This window comes from Paenibacillus terricola, from assembly GCF_014779765.1.
In the GTDB taxonomy this organism is placed as follows: Bacteria; Bacillota; Bacilli; order Paenibacillales; family Paenibacillaceae; genus Paenibacillus_T; species Paenibacillus_T terricola.
The window spans coordinates 84,579-98,743 of the sequence record NZ_JACXZA010000007.1 but is presented as its reverse complement, the minus strand read 5'-3'; the positions used below and the strand labels follow the sequence as shown (position 1 = coordinate 98,743).

14 protein-coding genes are annotated in these 14,165 nt (G+C 53.6%); 6 read left to right on the top strand and 8 right to left on the bottom strand.

Annotated elements, in window-relative coordinates; all coding sequences use genetic code 11:
* Nucleotides 1–28 precede the first annotated feature (28 nt).
* The 3 genes from H8B09_RS24305 (at nt 29) to H8B09_RS24295 (ending at nt 4,277) form a co-directional block, all read left to right on the top strand.
* Nucleotides 29–1,039, top strand: coding sequence for a FecCD family ABC transporter permease (locus H8B09_RS24305; RefSeq protein ID WP_191206192.1), 1,011 nt, complete (start codon nt 29–31; stop codon nt 1,037–1,039).
* Nucleotides 1,036–2,040 (top strand): FecCD family ABC transporter permease, encoded by a 1,005-nt coding sequence (locus H8B09_RS24300; RefSeq protein WP_191206191.1) that lies wholly within the window; start codon nt 1,036–1,038, stop codon nt 2,038–2,040. Before H8B09_RS24305 ends, H8B09_RS24300 begins: the two co-directional genes overlap by 4 nt.
* 419 nt (nt 2,041–2,459) lie before the next feature.
* Nucleotides 2,460–4,277, top strand: coding sequence for an AAA family ATPase (locus tag H8B09_RS24295; RefSeq protein ID WP_191206190.1), 1,818 nt, complete (start codon nt 2,460–2,462; stop codon nt 4,275–4,277).
* A gap of 72 nt (nt 4,278–4,349) precedes the next feature.
* Here H8B09_RS24295 and H8B09_RS24290 read toward each other — a convergent pair whose 3' ends face one another.
* Both H8B09_RS24290 and sigJ read right to left on the bottom strand, forming a co-directional pair.
* Nucleotides 4,350–4,796: a carboxymuconolactone decarboxylase family protein gene (locus tag H8B09_RS24290; RefSeq protein WP_191206189.1), complete on the bottom strand. Its 447-nt coding sequence runs from the start codon at nt 4,794–4,796 to the stop codon at nt 4,350–4,352.
* A gap of 133 nt (nt 4,797–4,929) precedes the next feature.
* Nucleotides 4,930–5,832, bottom strand: a complete 903-nt coding sequence (sigJ, locus tag H8B09_RS24285; RefSeq protein WP_191206188.1) for an RNA polymerase sigma factor SigJ — start codon at nt 5,830–5,832, stop codon at nt 4,930–4,932.
* A gap of 65 nt (nt 5,833–5,897) precedes the next feature.
* Between sigJ and H8B09_RS24280 the strand changes: the two genes are divergently transcribed.
* A complete protein-coding gene (locus tag H8B09_RS24280) occupies nt 5,898–6,080 on the top strand; it encodes an HD domain-containing protein (protein ID WP_191206187.1) in 183 nt (60 codons plus the stop codon).
* A gap of 22 nt (nt 6,081–6,102) precedes the next feature.
* Here the strand turns inward: H8B09_RS24280 and H8B09_RS24275 are convergent, their stop codons facing one another.
* Complete coding sequence (locus H8B09_RS24275; protein ID WP_191206186.1) at nt 6,103–6,540, bottom strand: GNAT family N-acetyltransferase; 438 nt, start codon at nt 6,538–6,540, stop codon at nt 6,103–6,105.
* The gene (locus H8B09_RS24270) at nt 6,527–8,491 is read right to left on the bottom strand and encodes a dihydroorotate dehydrogenase (protein WP_191206185.1); all 1,965 of its coding nucleotides are present in this window, start codon (nt 8,489–8,491) and stop codon (nt 6,527–6,529) included. Before H8B09_RS24270 ends, H8B09_RS24275 begins: the two co-directional genes overlap by 14 nt.
* Nucleotides 8,492–8,694: 203 nt before the next feature.
* Between H8B09_RS24270 and H8B09_RS24265 the strand changes: the two genes are divergently transcribed.
* Together H8B09_RS24265 and H8B09_RS24260 are read left to right on the top strand one after the other, a co-directional pair.
* Nucleotides 8,695–9,459 carry a YqjF family protein gene (locus H8B09_RS24265; protein WP_191206184.1) on the top strand — a complete coding sequence of 255 codons (765 nt, stop codon included), beginning with the start codon at nt 8,695–8,697 and terminating at the stop codon, nt 9,457–9,459.
* Between the two features lie 162 nt (nt 9,460–9,621).
* The gene (locus H8B09_RS24260; RefSeq protein ID WP_191206183.1) at nt 9,622–9,978 is read left to right on the top strand and encodes a hypothetical protein; all 357 of its coding nucleotides are present in this window, start codon (nt 9,622–9,624) and stop codon (nt 9,976–9,978) included.
* A gap of 107 nt (nt 9,979–10,085) precedes the next feature.
* Here H8B09_RS24260 and H8B09_RS24255 read toward each other — a convergent pair whose 3' ends face one another.
* The 4 genes from H8B09_RS24255 to H8B09_RS24240 all read right to left on the bottom strand — a co-directional run bounded on the left by H8B09_RS24255 (nt 10,086) and on the right by H8B09_RS24240 (nt 14,154).
* The gene (locus H8B09_RS24255; RefSeq protein WP_191206182.1) at nt 10,086–10,904 is read right to left on the bottom strand and encodes a carbohydrate ABC transporter permease; all 819 of its coding nucleotides are present in this window, start codon (nt 10,902–10,904) and stop codon (nt 10,086–10,088) included.
* 24 nt (nt 10,905–10,928) lie between these two features.
* Nucleotides 10,929–11,837, bottom strand: a complete 909-nt coding sequence (locus tag H8B09_RS24250; protein WP_318152742.1) for a carbohydrate ABC transporter permease — start codon at nt 11,835–11,837, stop codon at nt 10,929–10,931.
* Between the two features lie 91 nt (nt 11,838–11,928).
* On the bottom strand, nt 11,929–13,254 hold the full coding sequence (locus tag H8B09_RS24245; protein ID WP_191206180.1) for an ABC transporter substrate-binding protein: 1,326 nt from the start codon (nt 13,252–13,254) through the stop codon (nt 11,929–11,931).
* 114 nt (nt 13,255–13,368) lie between these two features.
* Entirely contained in the window at nt 13,369–14,154 is a 786-nt protein-coding gene (locus H8B09_RS24240; protein ID WP_191206179.1) for a tyrosine-protein phosphatase, read from the bottom strand.
* Nucleotides 14,155–14,165: the final 11 nt, after the last annotated feature.

Sequence of the window (14,165 nt, the reverse complement as noted above, 5' to 3'; positions counted from 1 at the left end):
ATATTCTACTAGGGAATGAAGAGAGCCAATGACTATGAATCGTACGCGTACTAAATATATGGGTGTCAAAATCATTGCGGGACCCTTCGCGCTGGTCGTCATGTTCGCGATTTCTCTGCTCTTCGGAGCGGCGGATATTAGCGGCAGAGACGTCTGGCTGGCGCTGACCTCGCATGTAACCAATGACGATATCACGAAGCTCCGCGAACTTCGCATTCCACGCGAGGTTGCTGCAATGCTAGTTGGATCTGCTCTAGGCGTCTCGGGCGCCATTATGCAAGGATTGACGCGCAACCCGCTCGCCGATCCAGGCTTGCTCGGCCTGACGGCCGGCGCGAATGCTGCGCTTGCTTTCACGGTCGCGCTGCTGCCAGGGGTTAACTTCTATGGCATTATGGTCGCTTGCTTCATCGGCGCCGGCTTAGGCACGCTGATGGTGCTTGGCGTTAGCGCCCTGAAGAAAGGTGCGTTGTCGCCGCTGCGGTTGCTGCTTGCAGGCTCGGCTGTGTCTGCGTTTCTGTATGCTTTTGCCGATGGGATCGGTCTGCTGTTCAAAGTGTCCAAGAATGTGACGATGTGGACGGCGGGCGGTCTGATTGGTACGACTTGGGGCCAGATTCAAATCATCGCCCCGTGTATCATCGTGGGCATTATCGTCGCAATCTTCTTCTCGCGTCAGTTGACCATTCTGAGCCTGAATGAGGAAGCGGCTATCGGTCTTGGCTTGCGGATGAAGTATGTGAAGATTATTCTACACATTGTCATTACGCTGCTTGCAGGCGCTGCTGTTGCGCTGGTCGGTAACATGGCGTTCATCGGGCTGATGATTCCGCACATCGTGCGTGCGATGTTCGGGATTGATTACCGGGTTATCATTCCGATGTCGGCGATTTGGGGAGCGATCTTCATGCTGCTGGCGGATACGCTTGGGCGTACTATTCATGCACCATACGAGACGCCTGTCGTCGCCATTATTGCGGTGTTGGGATTGCCGTTCTTCCTGTTCATCGTGCGCAAAGGAGTCAAGTCCATATCATGATGGTACCAGCTGTTCGCAAACAACGAATTGTCGTCGCCTCGCTGCTGGCGCTTATTGCAGCCACGATCGTCGTCAGCATGGGCCTTGGTGCAGCATCGCTGTCGTTCGACCGACTCCTTCCAACATTGTTCGGTCAAGGCACGTTCAAGGAGGAGTTCGTTCTCTTCTCGCTCCGACTGCCTCGTATACTCATTACACTGTTGTCCGGTATGGCGTTGGCACTGTCCGGCACGATTCTGCAAAGCATTACGCGCAATGATCTGGCTGACCCGGGTATCATTGGGATTAACTCCGGCGCAGGCATTGCGATCTCTGTTTTCTTCTTGTACTTCCCGATCGAGCCTGGCTCGTTCGTCTATATGCTGCCGCTTGTTGCTTTCTTAGGTGCATTGGCGACGGCGGCGCTGATTTATGCTTTCTCGTATAGCAAGAACGAGGGGCTCAATCCGATTAAGCTCATACTTGTTGGCGTTGGTTTCTCGCTTGCCTTGTCCGGCGCAATGATTGTCATTATTCAGTCGGCGGAACCGGTTAAGGTCGATTTTATTGCAAAATGGCTCGCGGGCAACATCTGGGGTACGGACTGGCCATTTATCTGGGCAATTATCCCATGGCTTGTCGTACTCATCCCTTACACTATGTATCGGGCTAGTGCATTGAACCTGCTGGCACTCAATGAGGGGAGTGCGATTGGTTCCGGCGTAGCGGTCGGCCGTGAACGCGGCGTTATGCTCGTCGTTGCGGTTGCACTGGCGGCAGCTGCCGTATCGGTTACGGGCGGTGTCGCCTTCATCGGTCTGATGGCGCCGCATATCGCGAAGGCGGTCGTTGGGGCGCGGCACCAGCTGCATATCCCGGTTGCTATTCTGATGGGCGGCTGGCTGCTGCTGTTCGCCGATACGATCGGCCGCAATATCCTTGACCCGAGCGGCCTACCGGCCGGTATCATAGTCTCCTTCATCGGAGCACCGTATTTCTTGTATTTGTTGTTGAAGAAGTAACTCGGAATCACGTTCTTGCTTCACCGTGCCAGCGGTGAGGGGGGCGTGATTTTTTTGTTGGGGAAAAGGCTCTAAGCGCCTCGCCGATGCACAGTTTGTCCTTGTCGTCGTCCTGCCCGTTAATGTACAGTTAATAGGCAAAGACCTCTATCGATAAAGCTGCTAATTTAATAAACAGCTTCCTCTTATCCTCCATGAAAACCGACTCCCGTTTACAAATGAATCAAATGCTAATCGATGACTATCCAGCAAATTTCAGCCCTGTGCTTCATTAACTCGTTCAATTCCTATGACGAACATGTTCCGTCATCAAAAATTAATATTGGCATCCCAGCGGCGGACGTTCTATTCGGCTAGGTTTGAAATAGATAGAAGTTATCAAGTCGGATTCATTCCCAGTGCAAAGGAGTATGGCCGCTATGAGGAACTATCAATGGATTAAGTGGCGCAGATTGCTGATCAGTCTCGCAATAGTAGTCGTTCTACTCATCTTCATGTGGGCGGGTGCTCCAACGACCTGGATGGTCGGTTTAAGCATCCTCGGCATCGTCGTAAATCTTCTCTATGCAATGGCCTTCATGATCATTCAATTCGTTGCGCTGTTCTGGTTCCTCGCACGAGGGCGGACGTATTGGGTATTGCCCGGGGAGACGGGCGCCACATGGGACGACTATCGGGGAAACCCCGAGATTGTAGAAAATGCGAAGCGCATCGTTACCCTTCTACGGGGCGTGAAGAGCTTCAAGGAGATGGGCGGCGAAGCGATCCGCGGTCTGCTGTTGTGCGGACCTCCGGGTACAGGTAAGTCCTATCTCGCGCAAGTTATCGCGAATGAGGCACAAGTGCCTTTCGCGTATGCTTCGGCGCCAAGCTTCCAGAACATGTTTTTTGGCGTTGGCAACCTGAAGGTCATGCGCATTTACAAGAAAGCCCGCAAGCTGGCCCGAATCTACGGTGCCTGCATTATTTTCATCGACGAGGTCGATGCAATCGGCATGAAACGTCAAGGCAGCGGCGGCGGTGGCGGCGCAATGGGCATGTTCGGCATGGGCGGAGGTTCCGGCCTGCTCAACGAGCTGCTGCTCCAGATGGATCCGCCGAACCTCGACAGCTCGAAGATCGCGAAGCTGCTGCGTCAGCTCGGCTTGCGCCGTAAGAAGGCGGAACGCCCTCCGGTGCTCACCATTGCCGCAACGAACCTGCCAGATGTGCTCGACGAGGCGCTGCTGCGCCCGGGCCGATTCGACCGCAAGCTGTGGGTGGATTCACCTGACTATGATGGCCGGGTTGACGTCTTCAACTACTACCTGAAGAAGGTCAAAAAAGATCCGTCGTTCACGTCTGAGAAAGCTGCGCTCGATACGATCGGCTACAGCCCGGCTCAGATTAAGCATATCGTCAATGAGACGGTTGTTATCGCCCACCAACGGGGGGCGCAGCTGTCGAGCTACGAGGATTTCCGCGTCGCGATGGAGACGTACGAATGGGGCCTGAAACAGCCGCTTCGTTCCATGAGCGCAGACGAGAAGCGGAACGTGGCGTATCACGAGGCGGGTCACGCGGTGGCGCAGTATTTGCTGAAGCCGCATGATCGGGTATGGAAGGTTACGATTGTTCGCCGCGGCGGCGCGCTTGGCCTTGCGGCTACGAAGCCGATGACGGAGCGTTATAATCGAAGCGACAGCGAGATTCTTGCAGAGATTCAAGTCTGCTTAGCAGCACGTGCAGTCGAGGAAGAGTTCCTCGGCAAAAAGCTGAATGGCGTTACTTCCGATCTGCAGCAGGCAACGACGCTGGCAGGCGCGTATCTCGGCATTGTCGGTATGGGTGACGAACTGTTCAGTTGGCTGGCTGTTGGCGGTCGTGTCGATGGTTTCCGTGCGCTTCGTCCGAAGATTAACGAGCTGCTGAAGGATCAGATGAATCAGGTGAAGGAACTCGTGAACAAGCACGCGGACTTCGTGCATGTGATCGCATCGGAGCTGCTCCGCCAGGAGGATCTGACCGGTGAAGAGATCGAAGAGATCTACGTGCGGTTATACGGACAGCTGCGTCCGGAGCCGCCAACGGTTCGGCATCTTGTGAAGTTCGATAAGCTGTCGGGCCGTGAAAGTGCAGCAGAGCTGGAAGAGGCGGCTGAGCGCAAAGCGGGAGCGGAGGAAGAGCCATCAGACGACGGGGGCGAGGAGCCTGGCGACGGCGGGCCGGAATCATTTGAATCGTTTTATTTGAAGTGAAGAAAAAGGGCTGAGACGGACTGTCGGATGACAGCGGCTCAGCCCTTGTATTTTGGAACAAATAGCGAGTTTCTACACCTGTGCTGCTGGGAACATGCCTGTCGAGATTGCGATCCGGTTCCAGCTGTTGATCGTGTTGATCGCCATAATGATCGTCATGAACTCATTCTCGGAGAAATGTTCGCGTGCGTTCCGATAGACATCGTCCGGTACGCCGGCTTTGGAGATGAGGGTAACGGCTTCCGTCAGTTCAAGCGCTGCTTTCTCTTTAGCCGTGTAGAAAGGAACTTCGCGCCATACGCTTACCAGATCGACGCGTTGGCTCGACTCGCCCATGCTGCGCAGCTTCGTTATATGCATATCGAGGCAGAAGGCGCAGCCGTTGATTTGCGATGCACGGATTTTGATCAGCTCATACAGGGTGTGGTCGAGTCCGGAAGAAGCAATGAAACCTTCCAGTTTCAGCATAGTATTGTACACTTCAGGACTTACCTGTTGGTGATTGATTCGAGTATTCATATGGATTTCCCTCCACTTAATTGTTTATTGTCTGCGGCCGGCTGACAGTAATTTAGACAATTGAGCCGAGGGATTTGTGACATCATCTGAAAGAACTTTTCGATTTAATTTAGATAAAAGATGATCCTGCGTCCTAATGAACGGGTGAGCCCTGTATATGCTGCAATTTGTCCGGGTTTGCAATGGAGTAGATATATTCGATGGACTGATCGGATGAATGGCCGAAGCAGAACGCTTTCATATACCCGTCGGGACGCACGAATAAGACGCCAGGCTGACCGCTAATGCGCACGCTGTAGAAGTCACCCTTATAGGAGCCTTTGTTGTACAGGCCTTCGAAGAAAGCAAGAATGCGGTCCCGTCCGAGGATCGGATTGATGGCTGTGCGAACTTTGCCGCCGCCGTCGCTGATGAGCACGGCATTATGGGTCAGCAGCCGAATGAAGGGCTCGAACTGACCGGTCTTAGCCGCCTCTGAGAAGGCGCGAACATAGGGCTCAGCCTGATCGGCCTGGTTCGTCATGATCTCGTCTTCGGTGTGGCTGTGCGCGCCGATCTTGGCGCTGGCACGGCTGAACAGCTTGCGGCAGGCCGCTTCATTCTTCTGCAGCATCTGTGCGATCTCTTCGTAAGGATAACCCAGCGATTCCTTGAGAATATACACAGCTCGCTCCTGCGGCGACAGCTGCTGCAACAGGACAAGCAGGGCATAACCGAACCTTTCGCGAAGTACAAGTTGTTCGGACGGTTCATCCGCTGCAACCTCTGCGGTGAAGCGGATGTCCGGCTCCGGCAGCCACGTGCCGGGATAGACTTCTCGCTGGCGCCTTGCGGATCGGATCATATTGATCGATCGGTTCGTGACCATTTTCATCAAATAGGCCTTCGGATGCTCGATTGCTTGCCAGTCAAGGTCCCGGACCGCCATGAAGACATCTTGAACGATATCCTCGGCGTCCGTAAGAGAGCCGAGCATCCGGTAAGCATAAGCAAGCAAGACCGGCTTGTATGTCCGATACAGCGAATCCAAATTCATCGTATTAGCTCCTTTCGTTGTAAGGCAGCCCGATCCATAACCCCGCCATCAAGCCGCGCGATGCGATGACAACGAAGGAATACCGCGATCATCGCAGCAACACGGCGCTAAATCATTTCTATGAGAAGCTGTTTAAGCTGAAGGATCTCATTAATACATCGGCTGCCCGCCCAATTGCAGAGCAGCGCCATCAGTATATGGAGCAGTATGTTCAGCAGTTCCTGTTGGAGTGGGAAGGCACGGAATAGGGCTGAGCTTACCAGTTAGCGTTTAGGGCTGAAAAATCTCCATCCATTTCTCGGCATGCTGCAGCTGCTCGAAGCCGTATTGTGCATACAGGCCTTGCGCGTCAGCAGTGATGAGCATGAAGCGGCGCAGTCCTTGCAGATCGGGATGCTCCTTGATCGTCTGCATCATCCGTTTGGACAACCCTTGTCCGCGATAAGCCTCGTCGACGAATACATCGGTGAGATAGCCGAACGTCGCGCAGTCCGAGACGACGCGTGCAAATCCAACAAGCTTGCCGCCGTTCACTTGATCATAAGCGCCAACAACGACCGCCGTATTCTCGACGGCACGCTGCAGCTTTTCACAGGTATAGGCCGCGGCCCATGGCATTGGACGAAGTTGTTCATACAGATCTTGTACGTTTAACAAGGCCCGGTCAACTGAGATGAGAATCGAATCGGATTGGTTAAGTTGCGACATGTGAGTGGGCACGCTCCTTGGACATGAGATAGGGATACAGCAGAATAAGACCGGCTATATAGACGACAAGCACGAAATAAGCAGGAAGCAGATGAATGAAATCCGTATAACCGATTGCAAAATGTACGCTCAGCCCTGCGATAAATCCAGGCGAACCGCTCCACAGCAGCGTCCACCACTGCCATCTTGCGCCTTGCTGCAGTCCCCATAGGGATACGATTAGGATGCCGATGGCGTCGGACAGCAGCGCCCCGCCGAAGCCGGCACGGTCATGGGCAATGAGCGGAACCAGCCGGGAGTTGGCGAGGTCGAGCGCATTGCGTGACATGCATAGGTAGCCGATATCTTGAGGTACGAATACGTTGGTAATGCCTACATAAGCGATGACGAGGCCGCCAATGCATAGCGAAGCCCCAACGATGATGAAGCAGAGCTGCCCCCATAATCCTCGCCGCCACACGCTGCTGTTATGCAGATTGACCGGCAAGCGGTTAGGGCGATCCGGATTGTTCCGCATGGCAAGCAGGAACATCGGCAGCAGAATAAAGGCGGCTGCGGCATGGAGCGGGTCGAAGAACCCGTACCCCAAGTATAGGAAGAAGCTCGGAAATCCAACCCCGCAAGAGACCCACACGGCTGTTTTCGCCCAATGAAGACCATGTCTAAGGCCATGCCTTGCAAGCTGGTAATATAGAATCCCGATGGACAGCATCGTGCCAGCGAGGGTGATGCGGTCATGCGACATGAAGTTCAGCAGATTGTTGTTAATCGCCGCCACTTGGCTGCGCGCCATATCGAGGAACGACTCGTCGTAAGGGAGCAGCACGGAGCTTGCCGCGATAATCCAGGCAATAACGCCCCCAAGCATCATCCCGATCCCCAGTAGGCACATCCATCCCCAATTGGTCCAAAAAGACGGCGAAGGCGGGGCCTCTTCCCTCGCCAGTCTATCGTATAGAATGGCCTCATTGACCCGCTTAGGCAAGCCGGGTCCAGCATAAACGAAGCCGCTGTGCAGCAGCAAATAGTCGGCGCCAGCCTCTAATAGCGCCAGCGCATTGGCGGGCTCATGCACGCCCGCCGACGCGAACAGAATCGGACTTCCGATCGCATGCTCTCGGATCGTATGCAGTTTCGCGATGCATGCCTCACGGCCATTGCGTCCGGTTACGACAGTGCCATCAATAGCTCGAACCGAGTCTCCAATGACGAATCCGCTCCAAATGGATGGGTTGGCTCGTCGCACGATTTGCTGCAGTAAGGTGTCAGGCAAGTCGAGCGGAATGTAGAGCAGCATCGGTTTCTTTCTGATCGGGGTGACGGCGTTCTCGGCGAAGAATACAGATAGCTGCTCAAACAGTTGTATAGGACTCCCCGCAGTGTCTTCAAGACGTGAGCTCACTGCTTCAACAATAAGAGCAGATACGTTTGGCTCTCCTGCGAAGCGCTCGAACAATGCTTGCAGATCGGCGGCCGCTTCATTCGGACCGGCTCTAGGTGACGGTGCGATACGCACAAACTGCGGCAATCGATGATTAGGATTGCGAATGCGCTGCAGGATAACTTCCTCTCCAGCATTCTCGTATTCGCAAGGATAGATGATACTCTCGCTTGCCGGATCAATATGTATAGGTGAATCACTGGTGATAGGGCTGCGTGTAACGGGACCAACCTCAACGAAGCCGAAGCCGAATTGGGATATCGCCTTGATGGCAATCCCGTCGGCGTCGACTGCACCTGACAGGCCGGTTGGTGTCGGCAGCGCGATCCCTTCGAAATCGCTTCGAAGAAGCGGGGACGGCTCGACATGGCCCAGCGTCTTGATGATGAAGGTGCCGCCGGGAATCCGGCTCAGGCGCCCCATCGCTTGAAAGGTAAGCCCACGTGCGATACGTGCGGGAAGACGAAACAGGATCGGACGGAATAGTGTTTGATAAGACCAATCGGGCATAGGGCTTCACCGCCTTTTTGCTGCAGCAGGGTGTAGGTTAACTGATTACCAAAATCATACTATTATTCATGGCGCCATACTAGTATTCATTCTAAACAACAGACAGTATCATTCATCGAAATGGTGGTTTTTCAACGAAGTTCGAATCTGTATAATACTTGTTATGTATCCTATAAATGTGCATTAAAAGAAGGGTGGTCGAAATGAGAGTTGACCATCGGCCTTGGCCGGTTCCGTCTGGTCCATGGCTTATGAGACAGATTTGGTCGCAGCTGCTGTTCGCACACTGGCCGGTCAAGGCAGATCAGCTGCGTTCGATAATACCACGAGGCTTGGAGCTGGATCTGTATAAGGGACAAGCTTGGATGGGAATCGTACCTTTCTATATGAGCGGCATTCGTATGCACTATATGCCTTCGGTTCCCGGCACATCGGATTTCGGTGAAATCAATGTTCGTACATACGTCATCAGCGAGGGCAAAGCAGGTGTCTACTTCTTCAGCCTGGATGCAGCGAATTCTCTCGCAGTTCTATCTGCAAGAATGTTCTTCCATCTGCCTTACTATCGTGCAGGCATTACGCTGGGCAGCGACAACGGCTGGACGACCTTTCGCTCCGAGCGGCGTGGGACTGGTGCAGGTGCAAGTGCAAGTTCGGGGGAGGACAGGGAGGGGCAATCCTTTCTTTTCGATGCCCAATATCGCCCAACATCGGCTCCATTCATGGCGGAGCAGGAGAGCTTGGAATACTGGCTAACCGAGCGGTACTGCCTCTATGCCGAGCATGGCGATCATCTCTATCGTTGTAACATTAACCACGAACCGTGGCAGCTGCAGCATGCCGAAGCCAAGATTACGATAAACACGATGGTTGATCGGCGGAGACTGGAGCTTCCGTCCGCGGCTCCGCGGCTCCATTATGCCGAGCGGCTGGAGGCTGTAACTTGGGGATTGGAGCGGGTTAGATAGGGAGAAGACTGCACACCTAACCACAACAGAAAACTGTGGTAGAGTGACAGCTCATCCTTGCAGCTCAAGAAAGCCGCAGTTCCTCCATTGACAAACGATTGCCCTGGAACCCATAATTGATCCGGTCATACCATAAAATAGAATCTATTGCGGGGTCGTTGAATGAGTAAAGGTGCATCGTTCGCTGTATTTGCAGTGACAATTGTTTTATCACTGGTTGTTGCGGTGGCAATGCCGCTGCTGGTGTTCTTCGGAGGGTTTCCGCTCGTATTCCACACCTACTATGATGCTAGTTCGGATCATGGTTTTGGTCACGCGATCGTTTCCTTCGCCATGGTTGTTATCAACGCAGTGGCATTCCCGATCATAAGCTTCTTCTTGGTCCGCGGCTTAGCGAAACGGCAGAACAAATCCCGGTTTATCTTATCTATTGCCATTATGCTTATCGTTAGTATTGTGATCCAGGTAGCGTTAAGCATGCTCATCGAATTACCGGTTCTCGACGATTCGACGAGCTAGTCCAACACCTTCTTAACGTGCGTACGATCTATGCTCGAACAAGGAAGCCCCGCCGAGACCTTATGGGTCGAGGCGGGGCTTCCGTATATTTTACACCAAGAGAAGAGTTACTTAATGCCGAACCGGACGAACGAGTCGACGATCTGCCGGCGCAGAATAAGATAGATAAGCAGGATCGGGAGACACGATACTGTGGTTGCCGCCATCAATGAGCCCCACATGTTCGTGTCCGAATTGACGAATAACCGAAGACCGATCTGCAGCGGCGCATGGTTCATCGACTTGGAGATGAGCATTGGCCATAGATACTCGTTCCATGCATTAATGAACTGCAGGATGCCGAGCGATGCGATCGTAGAGCGGGTATTCGGAATAATGAGCCGAGTCAGAATGCTCCAGTCGCTCATGCCATCGATCTGTGCCGCTTCAATCAGTACGCTAGGGAACGATTGAAACGACTGGTACAGCGACAGAATGGCGAATGTCGAGACGCTGAAGGGAAGTACGATGCCAAGCAGCGTGTCATTCAGTCCAAGATCGTTCACGAGCACGTAGTTCGGAATCATGATCGATTGGAATGGAATAAGCCAAGTCAGGCTCAAGATTGAGAAAACCAATCCTTTTCCGCGGAAACGCCAACGCACGAGCGCATAGGCCGCCAGCAGACTGGTCGCGAGCTGGAGCAGCGTCATCATGATCGACACACCGAATGAGTTGAACGCCATCCGAACGATCGGCATCTCGGTGAACGCATACGTATAATTGCCGAATGTCGGCTTATGCGGGAAGAAGGACGAAGTGAAGATTTCCGACTCGTTCTTCAGCGAGGAGTTCACCATCCAATACAGCGGGAACACGGCAAGGATGCACAACAAGATCAACATCCCGTGGCGAGCAAACGATTGAATCGGGGAACGATGGTTCATTTGCGTTTCTTCTCCTTCACAGCCTTAATTGTCGTAAAATGCAAACTTGCGGGATAACATGTTGAGGCCGAGCGCGATGACGCCGAACACAACGAAGAACAGCAGTGCTGCCGCGGAGCTTAAGCCCACGTTCAAGCTTGAGAAAGCAAAACGATACATTTCGTAATAGATGTTCGTAGATGAGCCATACGGTCCACCCGTCGTGAGCATGTCGATGTAGGCAAACGTCCATTGGCTCGAGAACAGGATGCTCATCGTGAGCATGAAAATAATCATCGGCGACAGAAGCGGAATCGTAATATGCACGAACTGCCGGAAGCTGCCGGCGCCATCCTGTGACGCAGCCTCATAGTATTCACGGTTAATGCCCGTCAGCGCGGCGGAGAACATAATCGTGCTGAAGCCAATCATTTTCCAGCCGGTAATGAGCAGAATGATCCACTTGGCAAAGCTAGGGTCGGAGAAATAGGCAATCGGCTCTTTAATGAGATGCAGCTTAACGAGCAAATAGTTAACCAACCCGTTGGACGGATGGAACAACCACCGCCAGATCGCGCTGACCGATACCGGCGCCAGAATCATCGGGATGAAGAACATGGCGCGGTAGAAGTTTTTGGACTTGCTCTCCATTCGATCCGTAACGACCGCTAGGATCATCGGTATGAGAATAGAGAATGGCAGCAGGCCAACCGTATAGAAGATCGTATTGCCGATCGAATCGATGAAGCTTTTGTTGTGGAACAGATGCTCGAAGTTGTCGAACCCGACGAATACAGGTGACGTGCCAGGAACCATGCTCCATTTCTGAAAAGCAAGATAGAATGTGTACAACAGCGGCCGATACATCCAAATGCTAAGCAGTGCGACAGCCGGCAGCAAATACAGGTACGGCTTGAAGCGCCGCAGCTTCTTCGCGCTCAGGCGTCTACGCACGATTATGGACCCCCTCGATAAAGAGGGGGCGATTGTGTTGTCCAAAGATTGGCTCATAATCGTTCCTTTCTTGTTCTACCGCATCAGGTAGTTACGGCATCATGCCGTTGATTTCGTTCTGTGCTGCCGTCAGCGTCGACTTCACGTCGTCATCGGCCATTACCGATTTCACGATAGCGTCGGTAAACACTTTCGCCATTTCCGTTGCGTTGTCGCCTGGCCAGATGGCAACCGGTTGAATGCGTGTCAGCTGGTCAAGGTTAATGCGGTACAGCGGGTTCTGCTCGACAAAATCCTTCAAGCCGTTCGGATCGTCAGCCAGCTCCGTGCGAAGCGGCAGGTAACCGATCTGAGACGTAATGATCGTGTAGCCGCGATCGCCTGTTACGAATTTAACGAATTCCCATACCGCAGCTGTCTTCACGGGATCGCTCGGACGAACGGCGAGCACGCTTCCCGAGTTAACCGGTACCGATGGCGTGTCGCCGAATTGAGGCAGCGCTGCGCCATACAGCTTCCAGCCGCCTGCTTCAGATGCTTTCTTCATCCCGCTGTGCAGGGAAGTCGAAGAGACATACATGCCCAGGTTGCCTGCCATGAATTGCTCCATGAGCTCGGCGTCGGAGCCTGGAGCGGATCCGCCGTTATGGTACAGGTCTTTCCACATGGAGATAGCTGCGATGCTGGCATCGGAACCGAAATCAGCCGATTTGCGGTCCTTCGCGAGCACTTGACCGCCGTTGCTCAGAATGAGGCCTTCCGTAACCCAGCCGTTGTTCGGCGCGAGACCGAAGCCGTCTTTGCCTGTTTTGGATTTGATCTGAAGCGAATCCGCTTTGATCTCATCCCATGTTTTTGGCGGTTTCGAAGGGTCCAGACCTGCGTCTTCGAACAGCTTGCCGTTGATGAAGACGATTGGCGTACTGAACGTGAATGCCAGACCGTACATTTTGCCGTCGATCTTGCCTAGCTCGAGTGCGTTTGACGAGATGCCCTTCAGATGCTCGTCCAGCTCATCTTTCGGGAATATATCATCGTACGCCTTGAAGCCAAGGCTTAAGCGAGAGCTGTCGAGCGTACTGAACGTATGCTGGACGACGTCGACTTCTTTGCCAGCCGAGATATCTGCTTTGTACTGCTGCATCGTCGAATCGGCAACGCCTTCGACAACGACGCCTTTCTCCTTGCCAACCGTATCGTTGAACTCCTTGATCAGTTGCTCCATGCCCGCTTTCATGGTCGGGTAAGCAAGCGAGTAGGAATAAAACGTAACTTTGGTCGGATTAGCAGGATCTAGCGTTCCGAGCTCAGCGGCAGTACCCGTCGTAGTAGCTTTGGATTCCGAACCGCATGCGCTGAGCCATACCATCGAGCTCATGGTCATCAGTACAAGCGCGCCTTTTGCCAGACGTTTCATGATTAGTTGAACCCCCACAAGTTATTGGTTTGAAAGCTGCAGGAAGCCTTATTAGCCTGTCAATTGTGTATCGGCGAGTCGAGGCGGGCTATCCTGGCGGCGATAACGTTTGTTCTATTCGAGGCAGAAGTCTTGAATCCGCGTACGTACGGCTTCATCGATACCGAACTCCAGCTCGAGGTAACGCTCGAAGCTGCCATATTCACGCAGGATGCTGTCCATCGATGCATCGAGGTATTTCTCTTGCAGACGCATCGTTTCTTCGAAGGTGCGAAGCTCCTCCGGGCTGATGTACGGCGATACCATATCGTACAGCTCCTGATGGTAGCTCATCAGCGTAATGTTCGAGAGCAGGTAATCTTCCATGACGGTCTCGTACGGTACGCCCAGCGTCAGCAGAATGAGCATGCTGCCTACACCCGTGCGATCACGGCCGCCAGCACAGTGTTGAACGAGCGGCAGGTTCGTCTCCGGCGAGGAGAGCAGCTTCATCAGCTCCTGGTAGGAACGGTTGCCGATAGGCAGGTTCGCGTACATCTTGAGCAGCATGTCTTGTGAAAAATGGTGATGGAGCCCTTGCTGGAACAGCTCCACAAGGTCGATATGCGGTGCCTGTTCGGCAGCCTCGTTCGCTGGAACGCGCGTGTTGACCGCTTGGCCGATAGTCGGGTCGGGCTTCTGCTCCGCCTCGCCGCGGTTGCGGTAGTCGAATACATGCTTGAGGTTGATCGCATCAAGCTGGCGGTGGTCATCTGTCGTCAGGCCGGTCAGCTCTGCTGCACGGAACAGCAAGCCGAGCTTCACGATGCGTCCGTCCGTTGTACGGTAGCCGCCCATATCGCGGAAATTGTATGCTCCCTCGAGGGGGATCAAGCAGCTTGGCATTAGTTGATTAGGCATAGTCTTTCTAC

Bases quoted from the DNA above. Each gene is read 5' to 3' on its own strand.
- H8B09_RS24305 (WP_191206192.1), top strand. From the start codon at position 29: ATGACTATGAATCGTACGCGTACTAAATATATGGGTGTCAAAATCATT.
- H8B09_RS24300 (WP_191206191.1), top strand. From the start codon at position 1,036: ATGATGGTACCAGCTGTTCGCAAACAACGAATTGTCGTCGCCTCGCTG.
- H8B09_RS24295 (WP_191206190.1), top strand. From the start codon at position 2,460: ATGAGGAACTATCAATGGATTAAGTGGCGCAGATTGCTGATCAGTCTC.
- H8B09_RS24290 (WP_191206189.1), bottom strand. From the start codon at position 4,796: ATGAATACTCGAATCAATCACCAACAGGTAAGTCCTGAAGTGTACAAT.
- sigJ (WP_191206188.1), bottom strand. From the start codon at position 5,832: ATGAATTTGGATTCGCTGTATCGGACATACAAGCCGGTCTTGCTTGCT.
- H8B09_RS24280 (WP_191206187.1), top strand. From the start codon at position 5,898: ATGACAACGAAGGAATACCGCGATCATCGCAGCAACACGGCGCTAAAT.
- H8B09_RS24275 (WP_191206186.1), bottom strand. From the start codon at position 6,540: ATGTCGCAACTTAACCAATCCGATTCGATTCTCATCTCAGTTGACCGG.
- H8B09_RS24270 (WP_191206185.1), bottom strand. From the start codon at position 8,491: ATGCCCGATTGGTCTTATCAAACACTATTCCGTCCGATCCTGTTTCGT.
- H8B09_RS24265 (WP_191206184.1), top strand. From the start codon at position 8,695: ATGAGAGTTGACCATCGGCCTTGGCCGGTTCCGTCTGGTCCATGGCTT.
- H8B09_RS24260 (WP_191206183.1), top strand. From the start codon at position 9,622: ATGAGTAAAGGTGCATCGTTCGCTGTATTTGCAGTGACAATTGTTTTA.
- H8B09_RS24255 (WP_191206182.1), bottom strand. From the start codon at position 10,904: ATGAACCATCGTTCCCCGATTCAATCGTTTGCTCGCCACGGGATGTTG.
- H8B09_RS24245 (WP_191206180.1), bottom strand. From the start codon at position 13,254: ATGAAACGTCTGGCAAAAGGCGCGCTTGTACTGATGACCATGAGCTCG.
- H8B09_RS24240 (WP_191206179.1), bottom strand. From the start codon at position 14,154: ATGCCTAATCAACTAATGCCAAGCTGCTTGATCCCCCTCGAGGGAGCA.